The sequence below is a fragment of the Aureimonas sp. AU4 genome (assembly GCF_001463765.1).
Classification (GTDB): Bacteria; Pseudomonadota; Alphaproteobacteria; order Rhizobiales; family Rhizobiaceae; genus Aureimonas.
This window is the reverse complement of sequence record NZ_BBWK01000027.1, coordinates 1-22,366: the sequence shown is the minus strand read 5'-3', so window position 1 is coordinate 22,366 and position 22,366 is coordinate 1. Positions and strand designations below refer to the sequence as shown.

The following is a 22,366-nucleotide window of genomic DNA, read 5'->3' as shown; positions in this document are numbered from 1 at the left end:
TAGAGGAGCCCGGAACCCGGTCCGCTTAGTTGAAGCGGAACGAAGCCTTGGCCCACACGGTGTGGAAGTCGAGGTCCGAGTTCGAGTTCGCGGTGAACGACTGCGCGTCGGCGCCGAAGCGGTTGCCGATCGCGGTGTAGGTGACCTTGGCGTCCGAGGAGCCGAGGTCCGTGTAGAGGTACTCGAGGCCGAGCGAGAGGTTCGGCGTCACGAGGTAGTCGACGCCACCGCCGACGGCGTAGCCGACGTCGTTGTTGTCCTGGTTCGCGTTGACCGTGTAGATCGTGCCGGCGCGCGAACGGAAGCTCGACGAACCGTTGTAGGAGTTGTCGAAGTTGGCGTAGGCGAGACCGCCCGTGGCGTAGATCGCGAAGCGGTCGGCGGCGAAGCCGACCTTGGCGCGAACGGTGCCGACGAAGTTGATGTCGTTGACGACGCCGAACGAGTCAACGCCACCGTTGAAGCTCGGGATCGTGTAGCTCGTGGCCGACGACGCGTCGATGTAGTTGATGTCGGCGATCGCGCCAACGATCAGGTTGTTGATCTGGTAGTCGTAGCCGACGTGCACGCCGCCGATGAAGGCCGCGTCATCGCTGTTGTCCGAACCGCCGATGAACGAGGTGTTGTCCGACGAGAACGGGCCCGAGTCGCGGTTGAAAGCGGCGCCAGCCTGGCCACCGATGTAGAAGCCGGTCCAGCTGTAGGCCGGGGGCAGAGCGACGACCGGAGCCGCGGGCTCCTCGTACACGACGTCCGCGGCCAGAGCCGGGGTGACGAAAGCGGCCGAAGCCAGCAGGAGGGCGAAACGCTTCATGGTGATACTCCAGTGTCGCTTCTGCGACGTTGTTCTGTCGGACCCTTGCGAGACCGAAAGCGGGGACCCGATTGGCTCGGGGTTAGGTCGATTTAGGGTCGGCACCCCGGTACGAGCAATGGCCCGGTTTGCGTTCCCGACCGCTGTGTGGCTGAGGGGCAACAAGGCCGTCCGGCACCCACCGCGTTCGACAACAGGGATACCCCTGCAAGCTTAATCGCGACTTAACGATACCCGGCCGGATCTTCGGCTTAAACCATTGAAATGAATAGCGGTTGGAACAGCCGAGATCACGTCTCACGCAATCTGGCACCGTGATGCAACACTTGATCGCGCGACGGCACGTTCACACCCCGGATGGGGTACTCAAACCGGATAGAGGCCCCTCGTAGGGGTGCCGAGGGATGGTCGGCGGGTACCGAACCGCGACTCAGGGGACATCGCTCGAATTAAGGCGTTGCCACCGCGCCGCCATAATTCCTAAGGTCCGTCCCTTTGCGGCAGGAATCGCAGAGGCCGCGCACCTCGACGGCGGCGTCGTCCACCTGGAAGCCGCGCCGCCCCGCCGCGTCCTTCAGAAGGCGGTCGAGGGACTCGTCGGCGAATTCGCAGACCCGCCCGCAACCGCCGCAGATCAGGAAGACGAGCGTCCGGGCGTCGTGCTCGTGGTGGTGACCGCAGGCGACGAAGGCGTTGAGGCTGTCGAGGCGATGCACGAGATGGCGCTCACCGAGCGAGCGAAGGGCGCGGTAGATCTGGGGCGGCGCCTTCAACCCCTCCTCCCGCAGCGCGTCCAGGAGCTGGTAGGCCGTTTGCGGCGCCTCGGCGCGCTTCAGCGCGGAGAGGACGAGCTCTTCGTTTCGCGTCACGGGACGCTTGTCGGGAGCCGCAGTCGTCACGCTTGGCCTCGGTGATGTCCGCGAGGGTCGCGGCGACCGGTTCGCGCGCGGTCGCGCGAACCCGGCTGCTAGGTAGCGAGGCAGGCGGCGAGGAACAAGGCTCGCCGCCTGCCCGGTCCATTTGGCCTCAGGCGTAGATGTCCATGACCTCGGCGAGAAGCTTCAGCGCGTCCTCGCGCGAGCGCTGGAACGAGTTGCGGCCGATGATCGAGCCGTTGCCGCCGCCGTCACGGATGGCGCGGACCTCGTCGAGAAGCTCGGTCGTGTTCTTCGCCGCGCCGCCCGAGAAGACGACGATGCGCTTTCCGGCAAACGAAGCCTGCATGATATGACGCACGCGGTCCGCCTGGCTCGGTCCGACCGGGAACTTGTCGTAGGTCGAGCGGGCGTCCGCAAGGTCGATATAGTCGGTCGGCAGCTTGACCTTGATGATGGTCGCGCCCGACAGCGCGGCCATATGGGCGGCGTAGGCGATGATATCGAGGCCGGTTTCGCCCTGCTTGGTCACCTTGCCGCCGCGCGGGTAGGACCAGACCACGGTCATGAGGCCACGCGACCTCGCCTGCAGCGTGATCTCCCGCAGCTCCTCGAGCATGGCATAGGCGTGGTCGGAGCCCGGGTAGATCGTAAAGCCGACGCCGACGCAGCCGAGCCGCAGCGCGTCCTCGACCGTGCCCGTCAACGCCTGGTCACCGGCGCCTGCCGCCAGCGAGTTGCCCGAATTGAGCTTGAGGATCAGCGGCACCTCGCCGGCGAACGTGTCGGCGCCCTGCTCCAGGAGGCCGAGCGGCGCGGCGTAGCCCGATACGCCGGACTCGATCGCCAGCTCGTAGAGGTAGTGCGGATCGTAGGCGGCGGGATTGGGCGCGAAGGAGCGGGCCGGACCATGCTCGAAGCCCTGGTCGACCGGCAGGATCACGACACGTCCCGTTCCTGCGAGGCGCCCGTGCATGAGAAGACGCGACAGGTTGGACTTCAGGCCCGGGGTCTCGCCCTCGTACCAGCGCAGGATCTCGCGGACGGTCTCGGTTCTCAGCATCGGTTCCCCCAGGGGTGTTCGAAACGGCCAGCTCGTGCAGGCCTCGGCGTCTTTCTGCGCAGCGGCCCCAAGGGGGTAAAGAGCCCTGCCAGGCAGGGCGGATATTAAAATCGGTTAGATGACGACGACAGGCGCCTCGGGCCCCGAAGCCTGCCCCCGAGAGACGATCGCGCACGAAAAAGCCGGCGCGGGGCGCCGGCTTCTGCGGATCGATTCGGCTGGGTCTTCCCGGGAAGATCAGTCGCGGTAGTAACCCACCGTGCGCGCCGGACGTCCGGCGATGCCGCCGAGCGCCGCCACGATCATGCCGAGCAGCAGGCCGACGAACGTGACGAAGGCGGTGGTGCTGGCGACCTTGGCCGCCTTGTCCGCCGCCTGGCGGGCCTGCTCGACGGCCTGGTCGTACTGACCCTGGAACTGGGTCAGGCGCTGCTCGGCCTCCTGCTGGCTGATGCCGGCCTGGGTCGAGATGGCCTGCACGGCGGCCTGGCGCTGTTCCGGCGTGGCGTTCTGGCCGAGCCCCTTCACGATCTCGCCGAGCGCGGCGGTCAGGTCCGGCGTGCCGGCAGCCTGGCGGGCGTTATTGGCGGCCTGCTGCGCCTCGTTCTGAACCGTGTTCGCGGCCTGCTGGGCCTCGTTCTGGCCACGCTGCAGGAGCTGCTCGGCCTGGGCGCGCAGCTGCGGCGGGAGGGCATCGAGCGAGCCGGGCACGAGCGACGAGACGGTGGAGCCGAGCGACTGGACGGTGGAGCCGAGCGCGCCGAAGGCGGTCGAGACGAGGCCGGTGGCGCTGGTGCTCAGCACGTAGACCGCGACGAGCGTGGCCGTGGCCCATGTGGTGATGCCGTGCAGCGCGCCGTCACGACGCGACGGCGTGCCGGCGAAGCGGGCGGCGGCATAGGCGCCGGCGAAGGTGGCGAGGAGAACCGTCAGAAGCGCCCAGATGCCGCTGGCCGAACCGAAGGTCGCGAGCGAAGGGGTATCGTTGCTGGCCGGATCGACCGTCGCCAGACCGATGCCAAGGCCGAGAAGGGCCAGCAGCAGCTGGAAGACGAGGATCAGGATCGTACCGGCGATGATCGCGCCCCACGAGATGCGGCGGAGACCAGCGCCTGCGACGGCGACGGGTCGATCGGTATAGTCGGCCATGGGACACTCCAAACTGGCAAGGCGACATTAAGGTTTGAGACAAGACACCGTCGTCCGACACGAGTCTTGTTCTGTACCGTGATAGATGGCCGCAGTTTTGCCATATCCAGTGCGTGCAAAAGATTTTTGTACACCAGCCAGTCTGACCGTTCTTCTTGGCGCGACGGGTTGCGCCGGGCCGCGTGCCCGGGCCAAAGGTTGCCGCACTCGACATGACCGACCCCCAACCGGCCCGCCCTCCCCTTTTCGATGCCCAGCCGGGCGGCTCGGTCGAGCGCCGGGCGGGACCGCTTGCGCGCCTCCTCCGCCGGCTGGAGGACGCCGACCCGGCCCTGATCCGCCTGCGGCTCGGCCTGCGCGTGACGCTCACCCTCGCGCTGGTGGCGCTCGCGCTTCTCGTCTCGCATCGCTTCGTCGCCCTGCCGCAGGTCGCCTACGCCGTCGCGCTGGCGCTCGCGCTGCAAGGGGCGGTGGCGATCAAGGACACGACGGTTTCGCAGCGCGTGCGCACGCGCCTCTGGAGCGCCCTCGTGGGCATGGCGGCGCTGACCTCGGCGTCGTTGCTGGCCGGCGTCCCGCTCCTGCGTGACCTTCTCTTTCTCGCCGTCGCCTTCGCGGCCGTTCTTGCGCGTCGCTGGGGGCCGCGCTGGAACGCGGCCGGCATGTTCGGCTTCAACGCCTACTTCATGGCCGCCTATTTCGCCCCGGCCCCGGGCGACCTTCCGGCCATCGCCCTGGCGCTGATCCTTTGCGTCATCGTCGCCCACTGGGTTCGGGACCGTGCCCTGCCGGATCGCCCGGCCGACGATCTGCGGCGGACCCTGCGGGTCGTCGACGGACGCGTCGGGCGCGTCGCCTCGCGTCTTCGCCAGGGCCTGAAGAACGATTGGCCGGACGGCGCGCGGGACGCCGTGCTCCAGGCCGAGCAGCGTGTGCGCGACGGCCTCCTGATCGCGGAGGGTCTGCTTCCCGCCACCGAGGGCGGGGGAACCGCGCCCCTTTCCGCGCCGATGCAGGCGTCGATCCAGCTTTTCGACCTCCACCTCGCGCTGGAGACGGCGATCGGCGCGGCCTTCGAGGCAAGGCGCGACGACGACCGGGTCTTCCGTTCATCGCTGGAGCGGCTCGCCCGCCTGCGCCTCCAGGTTCGGCGGACCGTCGCGAACCTCACCGACGAGATGCTGGACCCAGCCGTCGCGGTGCCGAGCCAGGCGGGCCCGCTGGCGTGGTCGAACCTTGCGGGCGACCCGTTCGTGCGCACCGCCTTCCAGGTCACGCTCGCCTGCGCCATCGCCATGGCGGGCGGCTACCTCCTGTCGGAGCAGCGTTGGTTCTGGGCAGTGCTGACCGCCTTCCTTGTCTTCGTGAATACCCAGTCGCGCGGTGACGCGCTGCTGCGCGGCCTCGACCGCTCGCTCGGCACGGCGGGCGGCGTGGTCCTGGGCATCGGCCTTGCCACCCTCCTGCACGGGTCCTTCGCGCTGTCGCTCGCGTTGATCGCGGCCTGCGTCTTTCTCGGCTTCTACCTGCTCCAGACGAGCTACGGCGCGCTCAGCTTCTTTGTCACCGTCGCCTTGTCGCTGATCTACGGCCTTCTTGGAAACTTCTCGCCCGAGCTTCTTCTTCTGCGCCTCGAGGAAACGCTGATCGGCGCGGCGTCCGGCATGTTCGTCTCGTTCTTCGTTCTGCCGCGCCCGACGCTCGACGCGGTGCGCAAGGCGGTGGACGGCTTCCTGTCCGAACTCGACCGCCTGATCGAGGCCTTCGGCGAGATGCGCCGGGGCAACGCCTCGTCCTGGCGCCTCGTGGCCGTCACCCGCAGCCTGGACCGCCGCCATTCCGAGATCGCGGCCGCCGTGCGTCCGCTCGAAAGCGGCTGGCTGGCCGGCGCGCGGCGGCGCGACTTCGAGGTCGGCCTCCTTCGATTCACCGTCCTCAGCTACTGGGCCCATCTCCTGGCGGGCTCGCAAGGCGATGGGCCGCAGGGCCTCGACGCGGCGCTGGAAGCCTGCCGGGACGAGATCCGCGCCGCGCGCGGCCAGCCGGAGCGCTTCTTCGAGCGCGCGCAGCCGGCCAGCCTGCGCGCGCCGCGCGAGTCGCAGGGCCCGTCGACCGAGGGCGACCCGGCGCTCGCCCTGCATGCGATCCGGCACGTCCTGGCGCAGCTCGGCGGCGCGCGCGACGGGAGCCGGCGCAGCGCCTCGACAGGCCAGGGCGCGTCTGATAAGGAGCCCGCCGTTCCCGGGCCGGTCTCGACCTAGGAGCCCCCTTAGTCATTCCACCGAACCTTACGGAAAAGCCTCCCTTGCAGGTACTCGTTCGCGACAACAACGTCGATCAGGCCCTTCGCGCGCTCAAGAAGAAGCTGCAGCGCGAGGGCGTCTTCCGCGAGATGAAGATGCGCACCGCCTTCGAGAAGCCATCGGAGCGCCGCGTGCGCGAGAAGGCCGAGGCCGTGCGCCGCACCCGCAAGCAGGCGCGCAAGCAGGCGCAGCGCGAGGGTCTCCTTCCCGCCTCCAAGCCCCGCGTCGCCGCGCGCTGAGCGGCACGCGCCACGGGGTCGCGCACCGCGACCCCAAAAAGGCCATGTTGCGAGGGTTGCGGTTTCGCGCAAGCCAGTCACGATAGTTTCTGCGGTTCGGGCACGAAGCCCGCGCCGTCCGGTGGCGGCAACCCGAATCGTCGCCCCGCGAAAGGAAGCTGAAGCATCGTGATCCGAAGCCCCCTTGCCCTGACCGCCCTCCGCCGAACGGCGGTCCTGTCCGCGCTTCTGGTCGCCGCCGGCTGCCAGAGCGGTCCGACGCTGCAGTCGATCAGCCTCGATCAGGCCCAGGGCTCGGCCCAGAACATCCAGTCGCTGACGGCGGCGGTGAACGCCGACCAGCGCAACCCGGAAGCCTACAACGTGCGCGGCATCGCCTACGGGCGCTCCGGCGAGAACGACCGGGCGATCCAAGACTTCACCACGGCGATCCAGCTCGACCCGAACTTCTACCAGGCCTATGCCAACCGGGCGCTGGTGCTGCGGCAGACCAACGACAACGCCCAGGCCGTGGCGGACTACAACCGCGCGCTCAAGATCAACCCGAACTACGATTCGGCCTATATCGGGCGAGGCAACATCTATCGGGTCGCCGGCCGCAACCGCGAGGCGCTGAGCGACTTCCAGCGCGCGATCGACCTGAACACGACCGACCCGCGCGCCTACCACAATCGCGGCCTCCTGTATCAGATCGACGGCCAGCACCGGCAGGCCATCGAGGACTTCTCGACCGCGATCTCGATGGATGCCAATGCGCCCGAGCCCTATGCCGGCCGGGCTGTGTCCTACCTGGCGCTCAACAACGTCGAGGATGCCGCCGACGACATCAATCGCGCGATCCAGCTCGACGGAAACCGCGCCGAGTTCTGGGCGACACAGGGACTCGTTCTCGAGGCGCGCGGCGACAAGGGCAAGGCCTACCGCTCCTTCGCACATGCCTCGCAGCTCGACCCGAACTACCAACCGGCCAAGGACGGCGTGTCACGTACGCGCGGCTCGGCGCCTTCGGCCTGAGGCGGGCGCCGACCGCCTTCCCAAATCGTCACGCAAGTTTCCAGCCGTCACGCAATGTGATGGCTGGGGACTTCCGGCATGAAACCGAACGGGGATTCGGTTGGTTGACAGCGCAACAAGCCTGTTAACACCCGAGTCATACCATGAAGACGAAACTTGCTCTCGCCGCCCTTCTCGCCGCCGGTGCCGCGGCTCTCTCGCCCGCTTCCGCACAGGCCGGCGCCAAGGTCGGAACCCTCGTGTGCCGCAGCCAGGGCACCGTGAACCAGATCATCACCTCGTCCGAGACGGTCCTGTGCCGTTACACGCCCTTCGGTCGCCTCCATGCGACCGAGACCTATGTCGGCACGCTCGACACCTACGGCGTCGACCTCGGCATCACGGGCAAGACGGTCAACGCCTGGTCGGTGCTGGCGGCGAGCTTCCATCGCGGCGAGCCGATGTCGCTGGCGGGACGCTACTACGGGGCAAGCGTCGATGCCGGCTATGCGGTGAGCGTCGGCGCCAAGGCCCTGATCGGCGGACCGGATCGAGGCTTCACCCTGCAGCCGGCCAGCCTCCAGATCGGCGAGGGCGTGAACGCGGCTGTCGGCGTCGCGCGCCTGACGCTTCAGGAGGCCGAGCCGGTCGCCGTCGTGTACAAGCCCTGACGCCGTCCCGACATCCATGAAAAAAGGCCCGCGACGACGGTCGCGGGCCTTTTTCGTGTCGTGTGCGCCCGTTGCTAGTGAGCAAGCGCCTTGACGATATCCTCGACCATCTTCTTGGCGTCGGCGAACAGCATCATCGTGTTGTCCTTGTAGAACAACGTGTTGTCGATGCCGGCATAGCCGGAGCCGAGGGACCGCTTGATGAAGAGGCAGGTCTTCGCCTGATCGACGTTCAGGATCGGCATGCCGTAGATCGGCGAGGTCTTGTCGTCGCGCGCCGCCGGGTTGGTGACGTCGTTGGCGCCGATCACGAAGGCGACGTCGGTCTGGGCGAACTCGGAGTTGATGTCCTCCAGCTCGAACACCTCGTCATAGGGAACGTTCGCCTCGGCAAGCAGCACGTTCATGTGGCCGGGCATGCGGCCCGCGACCGGATGGATCGCGTACTTCACCTCCACGCCCTCCCGCTTCAGCGTGTCGGCCATCTCCCGCAGCGCGTGCTGCGCCTGCGCCACCGCCATGCCGTAGCCCGGCACGATGATGACGCGGCTCGCGTTCTTCATGAGATAGGCGGCGTCGTCCGCCGAGCCCTGCTTGACGGTGCGCTCCACGCCGTCCGGACCGCTCGAAGACGCCGTCTCGCCGCCGAAGCCGCCGAGGATCACCGACACGAACGAGCGGTTCATGCCCTTGCACATGATGTAGGAGAGGATCGCGCCGCTCGAGCCGACCAGGGCGCCCGTGATGATCAGCGCAAGGTTCTGCAGCGTGAAGCCGATGCCGGCCGCCGCCCAGCCCGAATAGCTGTTCAGCATCGAGACGACGACGGGCATGTCCGCGCCGCCGATCGGCACGATCAGGAGGCCGCCGAGCACGAGCGCGACGAGCACCACCAGCCAGAACAGGACGTGGCTCTCGGTGGATGCGAAGGCGATCACCAGCACCACCAGCAGCACCGCCAGCGCGATGTTGATGAGATGGCGGTGGGCCAGGAGGATCGGCTTGCCGCTCATGCGGCCGTCGAGCTTCAGGAAGGCGATCACCGAGCCGGTGAAGGTGATCGCGCCGATCGCGACGCCGATCGACATCTCGACGAGCGCCTGGGTATGGATCGCGCCGACCGTCCCGATGCCGATGGACTCGGGCGCATAGAGCGCGGCCGCCGCCACCATGACGGCGGCAAGGCCCACCAGCGAGTGGAAGGCCGCGATGAGCTGGGGCATCGCCGTCATCGCGATGCGCCGCGCGATATAGGCGCCCGCCCCGCCGCCGAGGCCGAGGCCCAGCACGATCAGCACGAGGCCGCCGAAGCTCGGCCGCGCGAGAAACAGCGTCGTGACGATGGCGAGCCCCATGCCCACCATGCCGAACAGGTTGCCCTGACGGCTGGTGGAGGGATGGGACAGGCCGCGCAGCGCCAGGATGAAGAGGACGCCGGAGACGAGATACAGGAAGGAGGCGAAGGAGGCCGACATCGGGGTCTACCGGTCCTTGCGCTTGTACATGGCGAGCATGCGCTGGGTGACCAGGAACCCGCCGAAGATGTTGACCGCCGCAAGCACGAGCGCCACGAAGCCGAAGAAGGTCGCCGCGCCCGAGGCCGCGAGCCCGACCGACAGGAGCGCGCCCACCACGATCACCGAGGAGATGGCGTTGGTCACGCTCATCAGCGGCGTGTGGAGCGCCGGGGTCACCGACCAGACGACGTAGTAGCCGACGAAGATCGCGAGCACGAAGATCGCGAGGTGGAATACGAAGGGGTCCTGCCCTCCGCCGCGCTCGACGACCTGCACGACCGCCGGGTGGGCCGCCATCTGGTCGACGCCGGCCTTGGCCGCGCGGATCGCCGCCTCGGCGTTGTCGAGGACCTGACGGGTGAAGGTATGGATCGGCTCTTCCATCAGTGGTCCCCCTTCTCGGGTTCGGAAACGGCTCCGGCGGCGGCGGCATCCATCGCGGGCGCGGCGCTCTCGGCCGGATTCGGATCGCCCGCTGGCGCGTTCGGGACAGGCGGCGCGAAGTTCGGGTGAACCACGCGCCCCGCGTGGGTCAGCATGGTCGCGCGCTGGAGTTCGTCGGTCGGGTCGATGCGCAGCGTCTTCGTTTCCTTGTCGATCAGCGTCTCGATGAAGGCGGCAAGGTTGCGCGCATAGAGCAGCGAGGCGGTTGCGGCGATCCGGCCCGGCACGTTGAGATAGCCGACGACGCGGGCGGGGCCGACCTCGGCCACCTCGCCGGGCACGGCGCCCTCCACATTGCCGCCGCGCTCGACCGCGAGATCGACGATGACCGAGCCCGGCTTCATGGATTCCACCATGGCGCGCGTCACGAGACGCGGCGCCGGCCGGCCCGGGATCAAGGCCGTCGTGATGACGATGTCCTGCTTGGCGATATGAGAGGCGGTGAGTTCGGCCTGGCGCCGGCGGTAGTCCTCCGACATCTCCTTGGCGTAGCCGCCGGCCGTCTCGGCGGCGCGGAACTCGTCGTCCTCGACCGCGATGAACTTCGCGCCGAGCGATTCGACCTGTTCCTTGGCGGCCGGCCGCACGTCGGTCGCGGTCACGACGGCGCCGAGGCGCCGGGCCGTCGCGATCGCCTGCAGACCCGCGACGCCCGCGCCCATCACGAAGACGCGGGCGGCCGGAACGGTACCGGCGGCGGTCATCATCATGGGAAAGGCGCGGTCGTAGACGCCGGCGGCATCCATCACCGCCTGGTAGCCGGCGAGGTTCGCCTGGCTCGACAAGACGTCCATGACCTGCGCTCGCGTGATGCGCGGCATGAGTTCCATGGCGAAGCTCGTCAGCCCCGCCTCGGCCATGGCCCGCAACGCCTCGTCGTGGCCGTAGGGATCCTGGATCGCGACGACCGCGGCGCCGTGCCTGTAGGTCCCGATCTCCTCGGCCGTCGGCCGGCGCACCTTCAGGACGATGTCGGCCTCGCGGCCGCCGTCCGAGTCGGCAAGATGCGCGCCGGCCGCCTCGAAGTCGCGGTCCGGGATGCGCGAGCCCTCGCCCGCGCCGCGCTCGACCGTCACCTCCGCACCGAGGCCGATCAGCCGGCGAACCGTGTCGGGCGATGCCGCGACGCGCGGCTCCCCCGCTTCGCGCTCGCGCGGCACGAACAGTCTCACCATTCCATTCCTCCCCGCGCCCGCTCGAGCGTGCGCGGCCGGGAGCCGGGGCGTTTCCTCCCGCCCGGTCCGGCCGCGCGTTTCCTCAGTGCTTCATCGACTTCTGGTCGCCGCTCGCCATCAGGAAGCTCGCGACCCCGCCGAAGACCAGCGCCGACAGGACGCTCGTGATGACGCCGGCCCCGACGATCAGGCCCATCAGCATACCGATCAGGATCGAGACGACGCCGATCGTGCCGTACTTCACCAGCCAGAGGAAGCGGCCGTAGGTGCGCTCGTGCTCGGGGTAGTCCATGACGCCCCGTGCGCCGGTTTCGAAGCCTGCATCCTCGGCCATGGTCATCGCCTCTTCTGGGTAAGGGTTGTCGTTCGCTGATATACAAAGGTCCGGCGCGGAGCAATCGACCTCGTCGGCAGCGCTCGGACGCGAAAAAGGGCGCCCGAGGACGCCCTTTTCCGTCATGCGATCGTCGACCGGTGCCTGCTTCAGGCGGCCTGGCGCTTCTCGTGACGGCCCTCCTCGACCTCCTCGATGATCTTCGAGATGAAGGCCGGCAGGTCGTTCGGATTGCGCGAGGTGATCAGCGCCTGGTCGGTGACGACCTCGTCGTCGTGCCAGCGGCCGCCGGCGTTCACGACGTCGGTCTTGATCGAGTTGAAGGAGGTGACGTCGCGGTCCTTGATGACGCCCGCCTCGATCAAGAGCCAGGGCGCGTGGCAGATCGCGGCCAGCGTCTTCTTGCTGTTGTAGAAGTCGCGCACGAAGCCGACCGCCTTCTCCTCGGTGCGCAGCTTGTCGGGGTTGATCTGGCCGCCCGGCAGGACGAGCGCGTCGTAGTCGGAGACCGACACCTCGGCGAGCGTCTTGTCGACCGGCACGCTCTCGCCCCAATGGTCCTTGTCCCAACCCTTGATCTCGCCCTTCTCGAGCGAGACGACATCGACGGTGGCACCGGCCTCGCGCAGCTTCTTCAGGGGCTCGGTAAGCTCGAGTTGCTCGAAGCCGTCGGTGGCGAGGATGGCGATACGGGCTTGGCTGATGCTGGGCATGTCGGTGGCGTCCTCCCGGCGGGCAGCGGGACACCGTCCGAGGGACGGTTCGCACGCGCGCCATGTGGTGAGTGTTCGCCGGTCCAACGCCCCGTTCGAGGCTCAGGTTCCCATTCCGTCCTCTTCGGCCGTGCCGTCCACGGCGGCGGCGGCGTCGCGGAAGGAGAAGCCCGCGCGCATCACGGCCGCGATGTCGCGGTCGCGCCGCTCGTCGCGCTCGCGCGTGCGGTAGGGCCCGAGCCGGCGGCGGCGCACGAGGCGCTGGGCCGCCTCGGCCTCGGGCGTCTCGTCGCGGCCGAGCGCGGCCTGCGCCGTCTCGGCGTCGACGCCCTTCTCGATCAGCTTCATTCGGGTTCGGCTGAGCGAGGTGCCCTTGCGCCGGAGCGTGGCGACGCGGGCCTCGGCATAGGCCTGATCGTCGAGGAGTTTCAGTTCGACGAAGTGGGCGACCGTCTCGTCGACCAGCGCCTGGAAGTCGGACGCCTCCTCGCCGCGCTCGCGCGTGCGCTTGAGAACCTTGCGCTGCAGGACACGGCGCAGGTTTCCCGACGAGGAGCTGTAGCGCTCGAGGTAGAAGGCGGCCGCGCGGAAGAGCCACTCGCGCGACACGGGGCGCGGCGGCTTGCGGGCCGGCGGGGAGGCGGAATCGGAGAGGCTCATCGCCCCCGCCATATAGGACGGGCGGGGGCCGCGTGGGAGGGCGTCAGGCGGCGACGGCGCGCGCGGGCTGACGCGTGCGCGTCGCTTCCACCGCCTCGCCCAGGATGCCGACCTCGTAGGCCAGCATGGCGGCCTCGGCGCGGGCGCGGTCGAGGCCCGGCGCAATCGTGTCGTCGATCGTGAAGAGCGTTCCCCCGTTCAGGAAGGGCGCCTCGTAGGCCGCGCGCTGGACGAGGCCGATCTCGAGGCGCGGGGTGGCGGTGCGCTCGATCATGGTCTCGATCGTGCGCGCGACGCGGCTCGGAATGGTCGTGACGGCGCTCGCGACGAAGGCCCAGTCACGCCCCCGACGGCCCTTCATGCTTTCGGCGGCGATCAGCCGGTCGGTCGCGAGCGCGGCGTAGGCCGAGAGGGGCGAGAAGCGCACGGGGATCAGCGCCCGGTCGGCGAGCCGCGCACCGGCTCGGAGCAGCTCCGCGTTGTCGCCCGCATCGACGATGCACAGGTCGCCCCGTCGCCGGGCCGCGCGCACGAGCCGCTCCACCGTCATCTCGTCGTCGGCGACCTCGACCATCAGGCAGTCCGGGCGGCCGGGCTTCGTCGCCCACTCGGCGATATCCTTGTCGCGCGCGCCGTCGATCAGCACCACGGGAATGTCGGCCGCCGCCGCGACGCCCGCGAGCGACAGGGCCAGGGTCGAGGAACCGGAGGTCTTGAGCGAGCCGACCGAGATCACGGGCATCATGCGAGGGTACCTCTCGTGCGCCCCGGACGGGACGCCGCTTCTGGCGCGCCGGGCCGTGGGAGCGGCCGGTTCGCGCGGATGGGGCGATCGTCTCGCCCGGTGTTGGAACCTGCGCCCCGCCATCGGTCGTGCCGCCGGGCGGACGACCGATTCTGCGGGCCGCGTGGAATGCGACAGGCGCACTGCAACACTTCCCCGCTTTCGTCGGGCTTGCGCCCCGATGCCACGGGAGGCATGGATCGGAGCGAATATCCTTTCACGCCAGGGACGAGCATGACGACGAGCGGCCTTCTGATCGCGGTTCCGGCGGACACGCGCCAGTTCGAGTCCTACCTCTGGCACGCCGCTCCCGGCACCTATCTCGATGCGATCGCGCGGATCGGCGCCCTGCCCGTGATCGTGCCGGCGCTGGACGACATCGACCCAGCCGCCGTTCTCGACCGGGTCGACGGCGTGCTTCTCACGGGATCGGCTTCGAACGTCCATCCCGAGCGCTACGGGGAAGCACCGACCGCCGGCCACGAGCCCTACGACACGCGGCGCGACGCGTTGACCGCGCGTCTGATCGAGGGGGCGCTCGCGCGCGGCCTGCCGCTTCTGGCGATCTGCCGGGGCCACCAGGAACTCAACGTGGCGCTGGGCGGCTCGCTCGGCACCGAGATCCAGGAGCTGGAGGGCCGCATGGACCACCGGGCGCCGGTGCATCCGGAGCAGGACCAGCGCTTCGCGCTGCGCCATCCGGTCCGCATCGAGGAAGGGGGCCGGCTCGCCGCGATCCTCGGCGGGGGGGAGGTCGAGGTGAACTCACTGCATCGCCAGGCCGTGCGGGAGTTGGCGCCCCGCCTCGCGGTCGAGGCGAGCGCGCCGGACGGGACGGTCGAGGCCGTGTCGGTGCGCGATGCGCCGGGCTTCGCCTTCGGCGTCCAATGGCACCCGGAATACTGGTCGGCGAGCGACGAGCCCTCGCGCCGCCTGTTCGAAGCCTTCGCGGACGCCTGCCGCGCCTATCGGGACGCCAGAGCATTTCCGGCCAAAGCGCAGTCTGCCGCTGCGCAGGACAAGGCGTCGACAGAAGACCGCTAGAGCGTCGCCCAGAACAGGCCCGCCCCGAGCGCGACGAGAACGAGCGCGCCGGCCGTCTCGAGAACGAGGCGCAGCGCCGTGCTGCCGCGCCCAGCCCTCAACAGCAGCCCCTTCGACCCGACCGCGAGCGCGGCGAGCGCCGAGACCGTGATCGCCGTGCCGAGCGCCATGGCGGCGACCGCGAGCCCCCCGCCGAGCCAGAGCCCATTCAGGATCGCGAAGGTCAGAACCACGATCGCGCCCGAGCAGGGCCGCAGGCCGATCGCGAGAACCGTCGCGGCGTCTCTTCGCCATCCGCGCCCGCCGGAGACTGGCGGCGGCATGTGCGGCACCGCGCAGTCGCAGCCCGCCTCGCCCCGGCAGTCGTTGGCGCCCAGAAAGCCGGAGGCGGCGAAGCGGCTCGGCGCCCCGGCCTGCGAAGCGCCGGGCGTGCCGAAGGCGAGTGTGCCCATGGCGCGCGAGGCGGGCAGCATCAGAGGCAGGCGCGAGGCGAGTGCCGCCCCCTTGCGCAGGAGAAGCCAGAGCCCGAGCAGCGCGATCATCGCGTAGGAGCCGAGTTCCAGAACGTTCGCGGCCTCGGTCATCGTCACCGCGCTGCCGCGCAGCCACCACCAGCCGGCCGCCGTGATCGCGACCGCCGACAGGCCCTGCACGGCGGCGGAGGCGAAGGACAGAACGACGCCCCGGCGCAGCGCCCGCCCGTCCACCATCAGGTAGGAGGCGATCACCGCCTTGCCGTGGCCGGGACCGGCCGCATGGAAGACGCCGTAGACGAAGGACAGCGCCATCAGCCACGCGAGACCGCCGTTTCCACCGTCGCGGATCGCCACCAGCGCATGGCGCAGGTCCACGAAGAAGGTGCGCTGGATGCGCATGATCTCCATGAAGGGTCCGGCGAGGATGCCGCTCGGCGCGGCGGTCACCTCGGCGTTGCCGATGCCGAGCGAGGAGTTGGCATGCGCCAGACCCGCTCCCAGGAGCAGAAGGGCGCCCGCACCCGCCCATCTCACGGCGCGCACGAGACGTCGACCTTGGTCGCCAGCGCCTCGGCGAAGTTCACGCCGTCGCTCGGGATCTGCTGGTTCGGCTTGAGCATGGAGACCTGCGCCATCCAGTCCTCGGCGTCAGCGTCCGGATCGGGCCGCGAGAAGTCGGTCCGGCAGGTCTTGGGCAGGTCGAGAAGCTGGAAGCGTCCGACGTCGGGAAAGTCGAAGGCAACGAAGTAGCTCTCGTCGAAGACCGAGAAGGTCACCTTCTCCTTGGCGAGGTCCACGGGCTCGGCCGGCTTCATCTCGAAGAAGAGGGTGAGCTGCCCGCCGTCGTACTTGCCCCGGATGACGTCCGGGGGCGCGAGCTTCACGTCGTGTCCTCCCGTGGTGAGGAACGTGTAGTAGCTCCATTCAGCGATCGAGCCGCGCACGGTCTCGCCCACCGCCTCGAGTTCGTCGGGATCGAGCGTTCCGTTGCCGTTCTTGTCGAAGTCCACCACCACGGACGAGGAGAAGAGCTCGTCGAAGCGCCAGATGTTGCGGATCGAGCCCAGTTCGCTCCCCCGGCCCCCGACGATCTCCATTTGGGCGTCGACGAAGACGTGCGGGTGAGCCATCGCGACGCCGGGCGCGAACGCGAGCGCCGCCACGCCGAGGCGGACGGCCAGAGATGTCGGTTTCGGCATGCGGGTCCCCCGAACGACGGCCGCTTCTTGGAGCGGGCGTTCGGGGCGAAATTACGGATGCGTCCTACTGAAGGACGACGACCTGCGCGCCCACGTGCACGCGCTCGAAGAGGTCGACGACATCGGCGTTGCGCATGCGGAAGCAGCCGGCCGAGGCCGCCGAGCCGATGGAGTTGGGCGAGTTCGTGCCGTGGATGCGATAGGTGCCCCAGCCGAGATTCATCGCCCGCTGCCCGAGCGGGTTCTTCGGGCCGGGCCCGACGGAGGCGGGCAGCGAGGGCTTGGCCTTGCGCATGGAATCGGTCGGGACCCAGGTCGGATTGAGGCGCTTCTTGGAGACCCAGCTCGTGCCGAACCATTGCTCGCTCGGCTTGCCGACGGCGATGTCGTACTGCAGCGCGGAGTTCCTGTCGGTGACGAGGAAGAGCTGGCGCGCGCCCGTCATGACGACGATCGTGCCGGGCTCGTAGTCGCCGACGAACACGGTCTCGCGAGCGCGCGGACCGGTGCCGGGAGCGGCCTCGGCCAGGCCGGGCAGGAGAAGCAGAAGGGCGAGCGAGAGGGCAGCGCGGAGCATGGGACAGGCCATTCCTTGTGTGCGCCCGGCGCGCGCCCCGATCAGGCCGCCGCCGCCAGGCGCTCCGCCTCATACTTGCGGAACCAGGTTGCCAGAAAGTCAACGAAGACGCGCGTGCGCGCCGGCAGGTGCCGCCGATGCGGGAAGACGGCGTAGATACCGGCGTCCTTCGGCACGAAGTCGTCGAGAAGCGCCACGAGCCGCCCCTGCGCGATGTCATCGCGCACGATGAACTCGGGGATCAGCGCGACGCCGAGACCCGCCAGCGTCGCCGCCCGCACCGTATAGGGGGAGTTGGCCGAGAAGCGCCCCGACACGTTGATCGGGATGGGCGAGCCGGTGCGCGGATCCTGGAAGGTCCAGTTGTAGAGGGCCTTGGCGTTGGAATCGATGACCGCGGGCATGTGGGCGATGTCGTGCGGATGGGCGGGCGTGCCGTGCCGGGCGAGGAAGTCGGGCGTCGCGCAGATCGCGAATTCCAGCGAGCCGAGCCGGCGCGCGATCATGGCCGAATCCGTGAGGCGCGTCATGCGGATGGCGACGTCGAACCCCTCCTCCACGAGGTTCACGAACGAATCGTTGAGGTGGAGGTCGAGCGAGATCGCGGGATAGGCGGCCGAGAACTCGACGAGGCTGAGGCCGAGCTCCGCGTCGCCGAAGGTGCGCGCGGCGGTCACGCGCAGCGAGCCCTTGGCCTCGCCCGTCGCCTCCCGCGCCTCCTCGTTCAACGCTTCCAGATCGCTCAGGATCGCCGAGGCGCGCGAGACGTAGACCTCGCCCGCCGCCGTCAGCGCAACCTGCCGCGTCGTGCGGTTGATGAGGAGCACGCCGAGCTCGTCCTCCAGCTCGCGCACGTACTTGGACAGGAGCGCCTTGGAGCGGCCCGTCTTTCGCGAGGCCGCCGAGAAGCCTTCCGCATCCACGACGGAGAGGAAGGCGCGCATGCGGGTCAGCGTATCCATGAAAATTTTTCCTCGGGCACAAATGGCTTGAGCGAGACCGACCGCTGTTGCGCTTTGACGACAATGGTTTGCCGTGTCCAGCGCGGCGAGGATTTTTGCATCCGACCCGTCAAAATCCGGTTGTTTGTGACGAAACTCGCTTCTATATGCGTCCTTGCCCAATGTCGCACGTGCCTGTGGGCGTCCCCCGGTCCTCGAATGCGAGGGTTGCCGGGACGGTACCTGGAGTGAACCTCCGGTCGGTTCCGCTGCTGGCGGAATCGTGGACGCCTTGAAGCAACGACGGTGCGGGCCTTTCTGGTCTCTCCCGGTCTCCATATCCGGGAATTCTGCAGAGGCACACCATCCTTGCCTGAAGTGCGGCGGGTCCCCACCCTCCAAGCCATGGCACACTTCTCTGTCTGAACGAACGGCGTTCCGCCGGCGTTCGAATGGAGCATGTCGCGTTTCGCGTCGATTCTTCGAGCGGGGTCTCCACCGGCTGCTCGTGGGTTCGCACGCGTGCGCTCTCTTTGACCTTTGGTTCTTGGGAGCCCCACATGGCCACGCAGCGTATCCTCGACTTCATCGCCACCCGACGTCCCACCGGCCCTTGCCTCGTGGTGGACCTCGACATCGTGGAAGACAACTTCCGCGCCTTCCGGCGCGCGCTTCCCGATTCGGCGATCTTCTACGCGGTGAAGGCCAATCCCGCGCCCGAGATCCTGCGCCTGCTCGCCTCGCTCGGCTCCTCGTTCGACTGCGCCTCGGTCGCCGAGATCGAGATGGCGCTCGACGCCGGCGCGACCCCGGAGCGCATCTCTTACGGCAACACGATCAAGAAGGAGCGCGACATCGCAGCCGCGCACGCCCACGGCGTGTCGCTCTTCGCGGTGGACTGCGTCGAGGAGGTTGAGAAGGTCTCGCGCGCCGCGCCCGGCGCGCGCGTCTTCTGCCGCGTCCTCACCTCGGGCGAGGGCGCAGAGTGGCCTCTGTCGCGCAAGTTCGGCTGCGTGCCCGCCATGGCGATCGACGTCCTGACCCATGCGGCGACCCTCGGCCTCGTTCCGACCGGCGTCTCGTTCCATGTCGGCTCGCAGCAGTGCGACACCGGTGCCTGGGACGGCGCGCTGGCCGATGCCGCGCACGTCTTCGGCGAGCTCGCCGAGCGCGGCATCCAGCTGACGCTGGTCAACATGGGCGGCGGCTTCCCGACCCGCTACCTGAAGGACGTTCCGAGCGCGCAGGCCTATGGCCGGTCGATCTTCGAGGCGCTTCGCCGCCACTTCGGCAACAAGGTGCCCGAGACGATCATCGAGCCGGGTCGCGGCATGGTGGGCGACGCGGGCGTCATCAAGGCCGAGGTGGTGCTGGTGTCGAAGAAGTCGGTCACCGACGAGAATCGCTGGGTCTATCTCGACATCGGCAAGTTCGGCGGCCTCGCCGAGACGATGGACGAGGCCATCCGCTACCCGATCCGCACCCAGCGCGACGGTGACCGGATGGAGCCCTGCGTGCTCGCCGGCCCGACCTGCGACTCGGCCGACGTCCTCTACGAGAAGACCCCCTACCCGCTCCCGATCTCGCTGACCGTGGGCGACGAGGTCCTGATCGAGGGAACCGGCGCCTACACCACGACGTATAGCGCCGTCGCCTTCAACGGGTTCGAGCCGCTGCGCTCCTACGTGATCTGAGTTCGGCGGGCGGCTTCGCCGCCCTCTCCCCTCATTCCGAAATGCGACAGGCCCGGCACGTCTTCGTGCCGGGCGGTCCTCGCCCGTGCTCGTGCGCCCGAAAGGCGCCCGGCCGATCCGTCGTTCGACTTCGCTGTCCGGTGGTTCCGCCCATGTCCGCTCTCGCCCTTCCCCTCGACGTCTCGCTCCAGCCCTTCCACACGCTCATCCGCGCCGAGCGCGCGGAGGACGTCGGCGCGCGCGAGGCGCTGCTCGACGCCGCCATGGGCGCCGGGCGCACGCGCAAGTCCTCCGAGGCCATCCGGCGCGGCCGTCTTCCCGCACAGGGCCTGTCGCTCGTCAGCGAAACCACCGACGGCGTGCTCGCGGGCTCGGTGCGACTGTGGCACGTCGCGGCCGGCGAGCGCGGCGGTGCGCCGGTCGAGGCTCTCCTCCTCGGACCGCTGGCGGTGGCGCGCCCGTTCGAGGGGCTTGGCATCGGCTCGCAGCTCATGCGCCGCGCGATCGCCGAGGCCGCCTGGCGCGGCCACCGCGCGATCGTGCTCGTGGGCGACGCGCCCTACTACGAGCGCTTCGGCTTCCGGGCGGAAGCCGCGGCCGGCCTCGTCATGCCGGGTCCGTTCGAGCGCCATCGCCTGCTCGGACTCGAGCTCGCGACGGCCAGCCTTCAGGGTGCCTGCGGCCTGATCCAGCCGAACGGTCCCCGGTCGGACGCCTGATTCGCAGCCAGCTAACGGTCTGCCTCGCGCGGCTTGCTTTGCTTGCGCCCGGAAACATGCTTGTCGTCGCATCGGGACGTTTCGGTGCGGCGCCTGCTCCCGCGCTCGCCGTCGGGAGAGGGGGCCTTCGACGGATGACGGCTGAACTGGAGCGACAGCTTGCGCAGGCGCACGAGGAGATCAGGCGGCTCCGGGACGCCAAGGAGAATCTCGAGGCGAGGCTGAACGCCCAGCCTCACCAGGACGACCTGCGTCTCGCGCTCGATGCGGCAGCGCTGGTCGGCACCTGGGACTGGGATCTCCGCCACGACCGGATCTTCGCGGACTCGCGCTTTGCCGCGCTCTACGGCCTCGACCCGGAGGACGGCCCCCGCGGCCTCCCCATAGCCCGCTACACGGACGGGGTCCTCGAGGCCGACCGGCCGGGGCTCGTCGAAGCCATCGACGGCGCCATCCGGAGCGGCACCATCTTCGCCCACCAGTACCGCACGCGAAATCGCGAGGGCGAGACGCGCTGGGTCTTCGCGCGCGGGCGCGCCTTCTACGATCCGGCGGGCCACGCCGTCCGCTTCCCCGGCGCCGTGGTGGACGTGACGCGCGAAAAGCACCGCGCCGAGCGGCAGGAGGCGCTCCTGAAACTCGGAGACCTCGCCAGCCAGACCGACGCCAAGACCGACCTCACGACGCAGGCGCTCGCGATCCTCGGCGAGACGCTGGACATCCACCGCGTCGGCTACGCCACGGTGGGTGTCGACCAGAACCGCGTGGCGATCGCGGCGGAGTGGTGCGCGCCGGGCGTCACGCCGCTGTCCGGGCCGCTCCACATCTCCCATTTCGGCGCACAGTTCCTCGACGCCCTGCGCAGCGGCTTCGTGCGGATCGACGATGTCGAGGTCGATCCGCTGACCAGCGACAAGACCGAGGCGTGGCGCGCGATCGGCAGTCGCTCCCTCCTCAACCTGACGGTGGTGCGCGAGGACAGGGTCGAGGTGATCCTGTTCCTTCACGCGCGGGAGCCGCGCACCTGGCCGGACGAGGAGGTCGACTTCGTCCGGGATGTGTTGAATCGCGCCTGGATCTCGAGCCAGCGCCGTCAGGCCCAGCTCCAGCTGGCCGATGCCGAGCGCCGCCTGCGCCATGCGCACGAGGCGGCCGATCTCGGCGTCTACGAGTTCAACGTCGCGACCGGAGCGCTGACGTGGGACCGTCGCTGCCGCGAGGTGTTCGGCATCGCGGCGGACGACCCGGTCACCCACCGGGACGAGATCCTGGCCCTCACGCATCCCGACGACACGGATCGGGTGGCGCAGGCGTCGAAGCGCGCCGTCGAGGATCCGCCCGAGCCGCTGGACATCGTGTACCGCATCGTTCGACCGACGGACGGGGAGGTCCGCCATGTCCACGCGACGGCCCAGCTCATCCGCAACGACCGGGACGAGCGCATTCTCATCGGTCTCCTGCGCGACGTCACGCTGGAGAAGGAGAGCGAGAACCGGCAGCGCCTGCTCGCGCGCGAGCTCCAGCACCGCGTCAAGAACACGCTGGCCATCGTCAAGGCGCTGGCGAACCAGACGCTGCGCCGCGCGCCCTCGACCGCCGAGGGCATCGCCAACTTCGCCGCCCGCCTCGACGCCCTGTCCCAGGCCCACGACGTTCTGACCGCCACGAACTGGACCGGAGCGTCGATGCGCGAGGTCGTGGCCGGCGCGCTCGCGACCCACGAGACCGGCGAGCCGGAAGCCCCCCGCATCCGCTTCGGGGGACCCGACATCGCCCTCGACGCCCGCCAGAGCCTTGCCCTGTCGCTCGCCCTGCACGAGTTGGCGACGAACGCGGTGAAATACGGGGCCCTGTCGGTGGAAACGGGCGCGGTCGACCTCGCCTGGTGGATCGAGCGTGACGACGACCAGCCGGCGCTCTGCATCGAATGGCGCGAGAGCGGCGGCCCGCCAGTGAGCGTGCCGGAAGGCCGCGGCTTCGGC

22 protein-coding genes and 1 pseudogene are annotated in these 22,366 nt (G+C 69.3%); 8 read left to right on the top strand and 15 right to left on the bottom strand.

Going from position 1 to position 22,366, the window contains the following annotated elements:
• Positions 1-25: 25 nt before the first annotated feature.
• The 4 genes from AUL35_RS08960 to AUL35_RS08945 all read right to left on the bottom strand — a co-directional run bounded on the left by AUL35_RS08960 (position 26) and on the right by AUL35_RS08945 (position 3,901).
• Complete coding sequence (locus AUL35_RS08960) at positions 26-814, bottom strand: outer membrane protein (protein WP_062014196.1); 789 nt, start codon at positions 812-814, stop codon at positions 26-28.
• A 449-nt stretch (positions 815-1,263) separates the two neighbouring features.
• Entirely contained in the window at positions 1,264-1,713 is a 450-nt protein-coding gene (locus AUL35_RS08955; protein ID WP_192847073.1) for a Fur family transcriptional regulator, read from the bottom strand.
• A gap of 127 nt (positions 1,714-1,840) precedes the next feature.
• Positions 1,841-2,752: a class I fructose-bisphosphate aldolase gene (locus AUL35_RS08950; RefSeq protein WP_062014193.1), complete on the bottom strand. Its 912-nt coding sequence runs from the start codon at positions 2,750-2,752 to the stop codon at positions 1,841-1,843.
• 237 nt (positions 2,753-2,989) lie between these two features.
• Positions 2,990-3,901 carry a hypothetical protein gene (locus tag AUL35_RS08945; protein WP_062014191.1) on the bottom strand — a complete coding sequence of 304 codons (912 nt, stop codon included), beginning with the start codon at positions 3,899-3,901 and terminating at the stop codon, positions 2,990-2,992.
• 212 nt (positions 3,902-4,113) lie between these two features.
• On the opposite strand from AUL35_RS08945, the gene AUL35_RS08940 reads away from it, so the two are divergent.
• The 4 genes from AUL35_RS08940 (at position 4,114) to AUL35_RS08925 (ending at position 8,107) form a co-directional block, all read left to right on the top strand.
• A complete protein-coding gene (locus AUL35_RS08940) occupies positions 4,114-6,162 on the top strand; it encodes an FUSC family protein (RefSeq protein WP_062014189.1) in 2,049 nt (682 codons plus the stop codon).
• Positions 6,163-6,206: 44 nt separating this feature from the next.
• Positions 6,207-6,443: a 30S ribosomal protein S21 gene (gene rpsU, locus AUL35_RS08935; protein WP_062014187.1), complete on the top strand. Its 237-nt coding sequence runs from the start codon at positions 6,207-6,209 to the stop codon at positions 6,441-6,443.
• Positions 6,444-6,611: 168 nt separating this feature from the next.
• Positions 6,612-7,457, top strand: coding sequence for a tetratricopeptide repeat protein (locus tag AUL35_RS08930; RefSeq protein ID WP_244493716.1), 846 nt, complete (start codon positions 6,612-6,614; stop codon positions 7,455-7,457).
• 143 nt (positions 7,458-7,600) lie between these two features.
• On the top strand, positions 7,601-8,107 hold the full coding sequence (locus AUL35_RS08925; protein WP_062014184.1) for a DUF992 domain-containing protein: 507 nt from the start codon (positions 7,601-7,603) through the stop codon (positions 8,105-8,107).
• A 74-nt stretch (positions 8,108-8,181) separates the two neighbouring features.
• Here AUL35_RS08925 and AUL35_RS08920 read toward each other — a convergent pair whose 3' ends face one another.
• The 7 genes and pseudogenes from AUL35_RS08920 to AUL35_RS08890 form a co-directional block, all read right to left on the bottom strand.
• Positions 8,182-9,582, bottom strand: a complete 1,401-nt coding sequence (locus tag AUL35_RS08920) for an NAD(P)(+) transhydrogenase (Re/Si-specific) subunit beta (RefSeq protein WP_062014182.1) — start codon at positions 9,580-9,582, stop codon at positions 8,182-8,184.
• A gap of 6 nt (positions 9,583-9,588) precedes the next feature.
• Positions 9,589-9,882: pseudogene (locus AUL35_RS08915) on the bottom strand (proton-translocating transhydrogenase family protein); the annotation flags it as partial.
• 125 nt (positions 9,883-10,007) lie between these two features.
• A complete protein-coding gene (locus AUL35_RS08910; protein WP_062014178.1) occupies positions 10,008-11,243 on the bottom strand; it encodes a Re/Si-specific NAD(P)(+) transhydrogenase subunit alpha in 1,236 nt (411 codons plus the stop codon).
• Between the two features lie 82 nt (positions 11,244-11,325).
• Positions 11,326-11,583 (bottom strand): aa3-type cytochrome c oxidase subunit IV, encoded by a 258-nt coding sequence (locus AUL35_RS08905; protein ID WP_062014176.1) that lies wholly within the window; start codon positions 11,581-11,583, stop codon positions 11,326-11,328.
• A 143-nt stretch (positions 11,584-11,726) separates the two neighbouring features.
• Positions 11,727-12,290, bottom strand: coding sequence for a type 1 glutamine amidotransferase domain-containing protein (locus tag AUL35_RS08900; protein ID WP_062014174.1), 564 nt, complete (start codon positions 12,288-12,290; stop codon positions 11,727-11,729).
• Positions 12,291-12,392: 102 nt separating this feature from the next.
• Positions 12,393-12,950 (bottom strand): regulatory protein RecX, encoded by a 558-nt coding sequence (locus AUL35_RS08895; RefSeq protein WP_062014437.1) that lies wholly within the window; start codon positions 12,948-12,950, stop codon positions 12,393-12,395.
• 43 nt (positions 12,951-12,993) lie between these two features.
• On the bottom strand, positions 12,994-13,695 hold the full coding sequence (locus AUL35_RS08890) for a hypothetical protein (RefSeq protein ID WP_062014171.1): 702 nt from the start codon (positions 13,693-13,695) through the stop codon (positions 12,994-12,996).
• A gap of 273 nt (positions 13,696-13,968) precedes the next feature.
• Here AUL35_RS08890 and AUL35_RS08885 point away from each other — a divergent pair, with 273 nt between their 5' ends.
• Positions 13,969-14,778, top strand: a complete 810-nt coding sequence (locus AUL35_RS08885; RefSeq protein WP_062014169.1) for a gamma-glutamyl-gamma-aminobutyrate hydrolase family protein — start codon at positions 13,969-13,971, stop codon at positions 14,776-14,778.
• On the opposite strand, the gene AUL35_RS08880 is transcribed toward AUL35_RS08885, so the two are convergent.
• The 4 genes from AUL35_RS08880 to AUL35_RS08865 all read right to left on the bottom strand — a co-directional run bounded on the left by AUL35_RS08880 (position 14,775) and on the right by AUL35_RS08865 (position 17,992).
• The gene (locus AUL35_RS08880) at positions 14,775-15,797 is read right to left on the bottom strand and encodes a nickel/cobalt transporter (RefSeq protein ID WP_062014167.1); all 1,023 of its coding nucleotides are present in this window, start codon (positions 15,795-15,797) and stop codon (positions 14,775-14,777) included. The genes AUL35_RS08885 and AUL35_RS08880 overlap by 4 nt on opposite strands.
• Entirely contained in the window at positions 15,785-16,453 is a 669-nt protein-coding gene (locus AUL35_RS08875; protein ID WP_062014165.1) for a DUF1007 family protein, read from the bottom strand. Before AUL35_RS08875 ends, AUL35_RS08880 begins: the two co-directional genes overlap by 13 nt.
• A gap of 64 nt (positions 16,454-16,517) precedes the next feature.
• Positions 16,518-17,030, bottom strand: a complete 513-nt coding sequence (locus AUL35_RS08870; RefSeq protein WP_082666214.1) for a L,D-transpeptidase — start codon at positions 17,028-17,030, stop codon at positions 16,518-16,520.
• Positions 17,031-17,071: 41 nt separating this feature from the next.
• Positions 17,072-17,992 (bottom strand): LysR family transcriptional regulator, encoded by a 921-nt coding sequence (locus tag AUL35_RS08865; protein ID WP_062014163.1) that lies wholly within the window; start codon positions 17,990-17,992, stop codon positions 17,072-17,074.
• Positions 17,993-18,531: 539 nt separating this feature from the next.
• Here AUL35_RS08865 and odc2 point away from each other — a divergent pair.
• The 3 genes from odc2 to AUL35_RS08850 all read left to right on the top strand — a co-directional run.
• Positions 18,532-19,665, top strand: coding sequence for an ornithine/lysine decarboxylase (odc2, locus tag AUL35_RS08860; RefSeq protein ID WP_062014161.1), 1,134 nt, complete (start codon positions 18,532-18,534; stop codon positions 19,663-19,665).
• A gap of 152 nt (positions 19,666-19,817) precedes the next feature.
• Positions 19,818-20,384 (top strand): GNAT family N-acetyltransferase, encoded by a 567-nt coding sequence (locus tag AUL35_RS08855; RefSeq protein WP_062014159.1) that lies wholly within the window; start codon positions 19,818-19,820, stop codon positions 20,382-20,384.
• A gap of 134 nt (positions 20,385-20,518) precedes the next feature.
• On the top strand, positions 20,519-22,366 hold a 1,848-nt coding region (locus AUL35_RS08850), incomplete at its 3' end, for a PAS domain-containing protein (protein WP_062014157.1).